Below are 6,393 nucleotides of genomic sequence, written 5' to 3'. Positions count from 1 at the left end.
TTCTACAGGTATAGAATTTACTCTTGCAAGGTAGAATTAAAAAATACATTTAACCCGTTGAAAAAATAATTGACCACGATAGGCGGATCGTTGAACGGGCGTTTGATGGAATCATCATCCTGGACATACAGTAGCCCTTCCTCTTGGCAAAACTGCCGCATCTGCGCATCCAGCATTGACCAGTAGCTGCGTTCTTTTTTATTGTAAATGGTATCGTACAGCGGCAGCAGGTCTGGATGTTTTTCCGTTATATAGTCAAAAATCGTTTTCTTATAACCGCCCCGCAAGTTTAGGTTTTCCAGCCAGACCAAATTACATTGATTCTTCGCCCGGTGGATGATGGAGGGCAGGTCGGTGAGGCCGGGGAAAATCGGCGAGATAAAGCAGGTGGTGCGCACACCAGCATCATGGAATGCTTTCATAGCGGCCAGCCGCCGCTCAATGCTCACTGCATTGTCCATATCAGCGCGAAAATCTTCGTCCAGTGTGTTTGATCGACCAGGATACCCGCGCATTGGGGAATGTTTTAATGAGGTCAAGGTCACGCAGCACCAGGTCAGACTTGGTAGCAATACTGAGGCTACATTCACTGCCCTGCATCTGCTCCAAAATGGCGCGGGTGCGGCAGGCGGTTTCCTCCAGCGGCTGATATGGGTCGGTCACGTAACAGAGAAACAGTTCTTTCCCTGCATACCGCTCCGGGTGTTTGATTTCCGGCCAAAATTTAACGTCTATGAACTCTCCCCAGGGCTCCGGGTGATTGGTAAAACGCTTCATAAAAGATGCGTAGCAATAGTTGCAGCCGTGGCCACAGCCCACATAAGGATTGACCGAATAATCACTCACAGGCAAATTGGATTTTGTGAGGACGCTTTTTACTTCAACGTTTCAGATGATTGGCTCCATTGTATGTATGCTCCTTTGATTTTGCTTATTTTTCACGGGACAGTTTCATCATATCCTTCATATCGGCAAAACCGATTGTTTGATACAGCGGCCTGCCTTTGTTTGAGGTTTCAAGATAAATTTTTGAAATATGCCGCTGACGAGCCTGCTCTACAAGCCACCTGACGATTCTGTTCCCTATGCCGTGTCCGCGAAACTGCGGCCGGGTATAAATGTTCATCAGGTAGGCACATTTCCCGTTTAGATTGTCCGGTGAGGGCATCTCATGATAGAGGCATATCCCGCCGCAGCCGACGATTTCCTCCCCTACGTAGGCAAAGCAGGCAATATGTCCGCCCTGCGGCAGTTCTGTTTGATAGTAGCGGCGATTTTCCGATTCCAGCTCTGTTACAGACCGCTCCGAGGGGATGGAGAATACCTCATGCAAGACTTCCATTCGCCATTGCATCAATACATTCAGGTCCTGGATCGTGGCCTGCCGGATCTGAATCTCCATTATAATGCCCCCGCTTTCATTACCACCGGCAGTTTCGACACATCCGGCTTACCGTTGACATTCAAAGGAATCTGCTTCATCTTCACAAAGAACTCTGGGATCATAAAGGAAGTCAAATTTTCAGACAGTTCTTTTTTTACTTCCGAGACTTTCAGCTTATTGTCGGAAGGCACCACATAGGCGGTCATATAGGACAGTCCATCCTCGTCTGTAAAAGCCCGGACAATAGCCTGCTGCACATCCTTGCACCGATAGAGCCGGGACTCCACCTCGGCAAGTTCCACCCGCTTGCCGTAAATCATGATCTGGTCGTCCTTGCGGTGCAGGAATGCAATGTTGCCATCCGGCAGGATATAGCCCAAATCGCCGCTGCGGTACATGGTGCTACCGTCCGGCTGCCGCTCAAAAGCTCTGTTTTCCTCGGCATGGTCGCCAATGTAGCCCAGAGATACACCGCCGCCATAAATGCAAATCTCACCCGTCTGCCCTTTGGCAACCTCGTTGCCAGACTGATCCAGAATCCTGATTTGCGCACCTAGTACAGGATGACCGATGGGATAGGTACCGTCCTCCAGCACAGTTCCACTATTACAACGGTAATAGGAGGCGCAGACCGTTGTCTCGGAGGGGCCGTAGGTGTTGTAAACCTCTGCTTTGTTCAGCAGGTGATCCACATAAACGCCCCGCAACACATCGCCGCCGCTGATAAGCAGCCGCAGAGAGGACGGAATGACAGACAGGTGGTTCATTTCTGCCAGCAGATACGGAAAGCCGCTGATCATAGTCACATGGTGGCGTTCCACAAAAGCCATCAATGCATGGATGTCGGCCTTATCCTCGTCAGCAGGGATGGCCAGAGCGGCACCATTCAGCAGACTGGTGAACACTTCCTCCACAAAGATGTCAAAAGAACAGACGGAATATTGCAGCATGACATCACCGGGGCCGGGATGGAACTCGTTGGCAAAGGCACGGACATAATGGCAAACATTGCGGTTGGTGACACAGACACCTTTGGGCCGCCCGGTGGTACCTGACGTATACAGCACATAGGCGGGGCGTTCCGGGTCTTCGATGGCATTGCGCTTCCAGGAGGGCGTCTCCACGCCGCAGATCTCACAATCTGTATAGCGGATGGGGAAACTGCTCAGTTTGGGCGCAAAGGCGTGTTCCGTCAGCACAAAATCCACCTGTGCCTCGGTCATCATGTCATGGATGCGCCCGGTGGGAAAATCCGGCTCGGCTGGGACATATCGGCCGCCGCATTTGAGTACCGCCAGAATCGAGGCAATCATCTCGGTTCGGTGACGCATGACGATGCCGATGCTGTGTACTTCCTGCGGAAAGCTGCACGTGATCATATCCACCATGTTGGACAGCTCTCCAAAAGTCATGGTGCGGTCGTTTTCAATGATAGCTGGGGCATTTTCATGTTCTTTAACTACTTTCTGAAAAAGCGAATAAATCGTATCCATCGTTTTATCTCCTTGTCGGTTTATCTATTTAATATCCAGTGAATGCCAGCCGCTGTGCGCTTGTTGCACGCCTGATAGTGGCTGCCACTGTTCAGTACGAAGGTGGTTTCGATGCCTTTCCCGTGGCACAGTGTTTCTATCTCCTGCGTATTCTGCTGCACAACGTTCAAAATCGGATTATCGGTGGAGCTCTCCTTGTCTCCGAGAGAAAAATACAGACAGTCAGGTTTGCGCTTCATCTCATGGGAGCACACATATTCCATGATGCCCTCAAACCAGAAGGAACCTGACATACTCGCTGCGCGGGCAAACACATCCGTTTGGTAGAGAGCGTAGAGGGCGAACAGCCCGGCCAGCGAGTAACCGGCGAGGCCCCGCCAGGCGGGCGCACCGGGAAGGAGCGCTTCCGCTTCCGGCATAATTTCATCCAGAAGCAGTTTCAGGTAATCATCCGCACCCCCGGTGCAGGGCGTATCGTGTTTAGAGATCGGCCCCATATACCACGGTGTCATGTCATGATCCCATTTCAGCTCACTGACCGCCACCAGACAGAAATCTGGGCAGCCGAGCGCCATCAGGTTTTTATACACACTGTTAACGGCATTGGAAAAGGTGTTGAGATAGATAACTGGGCTGCCTGGCTTTGCGCTTGGGTATATGTCCACTCTTTTTTGTTCTATGGTTAAAGAAGTCACTTTGTTGCCTCCTCTCTTGACGATTCATTGTATAAATATTGTACGGTATCCGAAAACGAAAGCAAGTACGCAGAAAGTTCGTACATAGTATCAAACTACTGACCAAGGCTATAAACAGGAGGAAGTAGCCGTTGGCGATGTTGTCTGTCTATATGTTACGGCCCCGGTTTCCGCTGTTCTATATCGGTGCGAAGCTACAGAAGTCAATATTCCTTACCATTATGATGATGGCAACGTACATATGAACCATGTGATGAGATTGAAAAAGCCGGATCAGTACAACCCGTCTTTTCTCCCGTTTGAGAAGCTGAAAGCCTATGGGATTGGTGCGGTACGTGGGCCACGAAGAATGCCTCACAGTCTGATTTGCGAACTGGAAAGGAATCGGTATGAGCAGTGATATTTGGAATCCCTGGCATGGCTGCCGCAAATACAGGGAGGGCTGTGACCACTGCTATATGTACTATCTGGACAATGAACGGGGCAAATCAGGCGGGGAAATTTATAAAGTCAAGACAAATTCCGATTTCTCAGTTTCAAAAACTAGAAGTTGTATCATCACGTATCTTTATCTTTTTTAGAAGAAATAGGACTGTCAGATATAGCAAGAGATATACCCAGACATATACCCACTCCAATTCCAACAACCTTGCTGTTTAAAACAATACTCCAAAGTATTGCTGTTGATATTCCGATGCTGACTCCTTTAATTATACTTTCGCTTTTCATAAGCTTTGTCCTCTAAATTAGCACTTCAAATCGTTTACTTTATTCTATCACAGCTTCTATTATTCCGCCATCAGTCTTTCAAACCAAGTATCCATGACAATGATGAACTGGCTCGCTCATGGCCATTCTTGCAACATTCCATCCAAAGTATTATGATTCACATAATGCTTTAATTTTCTCTTTGAGGTCATTGTATCTCTTTTCCGATTCATTCCATTTTATATGGTCAAACTTTTTTTCGTCTATTATTCTTATTCCCAATTCAAACATCTCTGCTTTGTTTTCCTCTAAAGCTTTCTCATTTTTTTCAAAGAAATACCAAGTAACACCATCCGTAAAGAGAACTGTTTTATTTTTAGACAAATGTGCTTCTATTTCATTTTTAACACTACTGTTTCCAATATCCTTCAAATAATTTAAAGTTTTATCTCTAAAAGACTTACCTTTACGATCTTTTGTATTTGATACTATATAATTTGAGCTATCACCTACTGATTTAATTTCAACAACTGCAATGTAACTAGTAGGACACTCATCTTCTTCATTGTCCCATCTCCAGTCTTGTGCTATACATAAATCTGGAGTCCAATATTTCTCGTTTGGTCCCTTTCCACAATATTTCCCGTAATTATGTTTTCCGCTACCACTAGAAACTTTAATATCTACGGGAATAATGTCACATTTTGGTAAAATACTTTTCAAAAATGGAGCAATAACAAAATCTTGAACCATACACTCTCTTAAATCATTCATTTTGCATATATATTCATAATTATCCTTATATTCTTTATATTTTATCTCGATTTTTTCATCTCCTAATACGATACATTTAAATTTTCTGTTCCCTATAAAATTAATCTATCGGGCTTTACTAAATCGCCAAACAACGATTTATCTTTGCCTTATGTTATCATAATTCGGTTTAAATTGCTATAAATAGCCTTATCTCAATAATAGAAAACCCCAGAAATCATTAAGATTCCGAGGCCTTATGTTTGAACATATTTACCTTTTAATTTATGTAACAAATAAAATTTTGATTGACCTTTTGTTAATATGAATCAATCATCTGCATTAGCTTCTTATAAAATTCATTTCTATCGTTGTAAATTTTTTCCAATTCTTTTTCTGTAAACAGTGCATAGGCTCTATCAGGAACAGCTGTCAAGCCATCGCAGCTAAATGGTATGCGCCGCCCACCCCTGAAAATGGCTGCTTCCCAGTATTTTTTTCTAAAATATTTAATTATTCCCATATAGTATCACCTCTTTCCCATATTTGTTATTGACGTTCTGGCAAGTAAAATACTTCTGTTCTTACTATATTATCATCAAAATCCATTTCTACATAATAGTCTCGGACAAAATATGCTCTCCAGTAATCTTGTAGTGAGTAAATTTCCAATGTCTTGAAATCAACTATGCACAATGGAATAGCTTCTTTATTTTCTCCGTCCGTCTTTCTGTATTCTAATGAAGCTGCAACTTTACTTAGGCAATTCTGGCATAAATGGTTTTCTAGCATGTTAGTATCAATTTCATAATTTTCCGGCAACGTCACATCTATGCTTGCCATACCACGGCTTGGAGTTCCGTCTGAAGAATAAGATATTTCACCTGTATTCCCAGAGAGGAATGAAGTTGAAGTAGCACTTTCTACCTCATTTCCATTTTCATCGTAATTTTTCAGTGGAAAATCAATCACATACCAGTCATTCAGCGAGATCAATCCAATAGTGTCAAAGTTTCTAAAGTAGCTCATCAGGCTTTCTTCCGCATTTCCGCATAGATAACATTCTGATGTGTTTTCCAGGGATGAGCGCAGATCGTCAAAAGTTACATCAATGTCAGTACGGTGTTTAGTAGATACTGGTTGGGAAGATGTCTGCTCATGGGCAGAGGCATAATATGCGATGATCATGGAGATAACAATTATGACTGCCAGAATGGAAAGCCAGAAATAATCTATTCGGATTTGATAATATCGCTTTTCTTTCTTCATATTTTTGATGCTCTCCCCTAATAATAAAATATAGTGTACTTAAAACAAGTTCATTTGAACCATTTTACCATGTTTTGTACTTAAAATGTAC

The 6,393-nt window shown here is 44.2% G+C and carries 9 protein-coding genes and 1 pseudogene; 2 read left to right on the top strand and 8 right to left on the bottom strand.

The window, feature by feature from the left end; translation table 11 throughout:
* Positions 1-17 precede the first annotated feature (17 nt).
* From G4417_RS17590 to G4417_RS13985, 4 genes and pseudogenes are all read right to left on the bottom strand, one after another.
* Positions 18-852, bottom strand: a pseudogene (locus G4417_RS17590) (radical SAM protein).
* 79 nt (positions 853-931) lie between these two features.
* On the bottom strand, positions 932-1,402 hold the full coding sequence (locus tag G4417_RS13995; protein WP_005924656.1) for a GNAT family N-acetyltransferase: 471 nt from the start codon (positions 1,400-1,402) through the stop codon (positions 932-934).
* Positions 1,402-2,877 carry an amino acid adenylation domain-containing protein gene (locus tag G4417_RS13990; RefSeq protein ID WP_055058585.1) on the bottom strand — a complete coding sequence of 492 codons (1,476 nt, stop codon included), beginning with the start codon at positions 2,875-2,877 and terminating at the stop codon, positions 1,402-1,404. Before G4417_RS13990 ends, G4417_RS13995 begins: the two co-directional genes overlap by 1 nt.
* Positions 2,878-2,897: 20 nt before the next feature.
* Positions 2,898-3,572: an alpha/beta hydrolase gene (locus tag G4417_RS13985; protein WP_055058584.1), complete on the bottom strand. Its 675-nt coding sequence runs from the start codon at positions 3,570-3,572 to the stop codon at positions 2,898-2,900.
* A 253-nt stretch (positions 3,573-3,825) separates the two neighbouring features.
* Between G4417_RS13985 and G4417_RS13980 the strand changes: the two genes are divergently transcribed.
* Together G4417_RS13980 and G4417_RS17585 are read left to right on the top strand one after the other, a co-directional pair.
* Positions 3,826-3,972, top strand: coding sequence for a hypothetical protein (locus G4417_RS13980; protein ID WP_173683910.1), 147 nt, complete (start codon positions 3,826-3,828; stop codon positions 3,970-3,972).
* Positions 3,962-4,153, top strand: coding sequence for a DUF5131 family protein (locus G4417_RS17585; protein WP_173683926.1), 192 nt, complete (start codon positions 3,962-3,964; stop codon positions 4,151-4,153). Before G4417_RS13980 ends, G4417_RS17585 begins: the two co-directional genes overlap by 11 nt.
* Here the strand turns inward: G4417_RS17585 and G4417_RS13970 are convergent.
* The 4 genes from G4417_RS13970 to G4417_RS13955 form a co-directional block, all read right to left on the bottom strand.
* A complete protein-coding gene (locus G4417_RS13970) occupies positions 4,131-4,301 on the bottom strand; it encodes a hypothetical protein (RefSeq protein WP_173683925.1) in 171 nt (56 codons plus the stop codon). The genes G4417_RS17585 and G4417_RS13970 overlap by 23 nt on opposite strands.
* Before the next feature lie 150 nt (positions 4,302-4,451).
* Positions 4,452-5,054: a hypothetical protein gene (locus G4417_RS13965; RefSeq protein ID WP_173683924.1), complete on the bottom strand. Its 603-nt coding sequence runs from the start codon at positions 5,052-5,054 to the stop codon at positions 4,452-4,454.
* Positions 5,055-5,352: 298 nt separating this feature from the next.
* On the bottom strand, positions 5,353-5,556 hold the full coding sequence (locus G4417_RS13960) for a hypothetical protein (protein ID WP_118512131.1): 204 nt from the start codon (positions 5,554-5,556) through the stop codon (positions 5,353-5,355).
* 26 nt (positions 5,557-5,582) lie between these two features.
* A complete protein-coding gene (locus tag G4417_RS13955; RefSeq protein ID WP_173683923.1) occupies positions 5,583-6,302 on the bottom strand; it encodes a hypothetical protein in 720 nt (239 codons plus the stop codon).
* Positions 6,303-6,393 lie beyond the last annotated feature (91 nt).

The sequence above is a fragment of the Blautia wexlerae genome (assembly GCF_013300825.1).
GTDB lineage: Bacteria > Bacillota > Clostridia > Lachnospirales > Lachnospiraceae > Blautia_A > Blautia_A wexlerae_B.
Note: the sequence above shows the minus strand (reverse complement) of the source record. Positions and strands in the feature narration are given on the sequence as shown.

Excerpts from the sequence above, each read along its gene's own strand:
- G4417_RS13995 (WP_005924656.1), bottom strand. The coding sequence starts at position 1,402 with ATGGAGATTCAGATCCGGCAGGCCACGATCCAGGACCTGAATGTATTG.
- G4417_RS13990 (WP_055058585.1), bottom strand. The coding sequence starts at position 2,877 with ATGGATACGATTTATTCGCTTTTTCAGAAAGTAGTTAAAGAACATGAA.
- G4417_RS13980 (WP_173683910.1), top strand. The coding sequence starts at position 3,826 with ATGAGATTGAAAAAGCCGGATCAGTACAACCCGTCTTTTCTCCCGTTT.
- G4417_RS17585 (WP_173683926.1), top strand. The coding sequence starts at position 3,962 with ATGAGCAGTGATATTTGGAATCCCTGGCATGGCTGCCGCAAATACAGG.
- G4417_RS13970 (WP_173683925.1), bottom strand. The coding sequence starts at position 4,301 with ATGAAAAGCGAAAGTATAATTAAAGGAGTCAGCATCGGAATATCAACA.
- G4417_RS13965 (WP_173683924.1), bottom strand. The coding sequence starts at position 5,054 with ATGAATGATTTAAGAGAGTGTATGGTTCAAGATTTTGTTATTGCTCCA.
- G4417_RS13960 (WP_118512131.1), bottom strand. The coding sequence starts at position 5,556 with ATGGGAATAATTAAATATTTTAGAAAAAAATACTGGGAAGCAGCCATT.
- G4417_RS13955 (WP_173683923.1), bottom strand. The coding sequence starts at position 6,302 with ATGAAGAAAGAAAAGCGATATTATCAAATCCGAATAGATTATTTCTGG.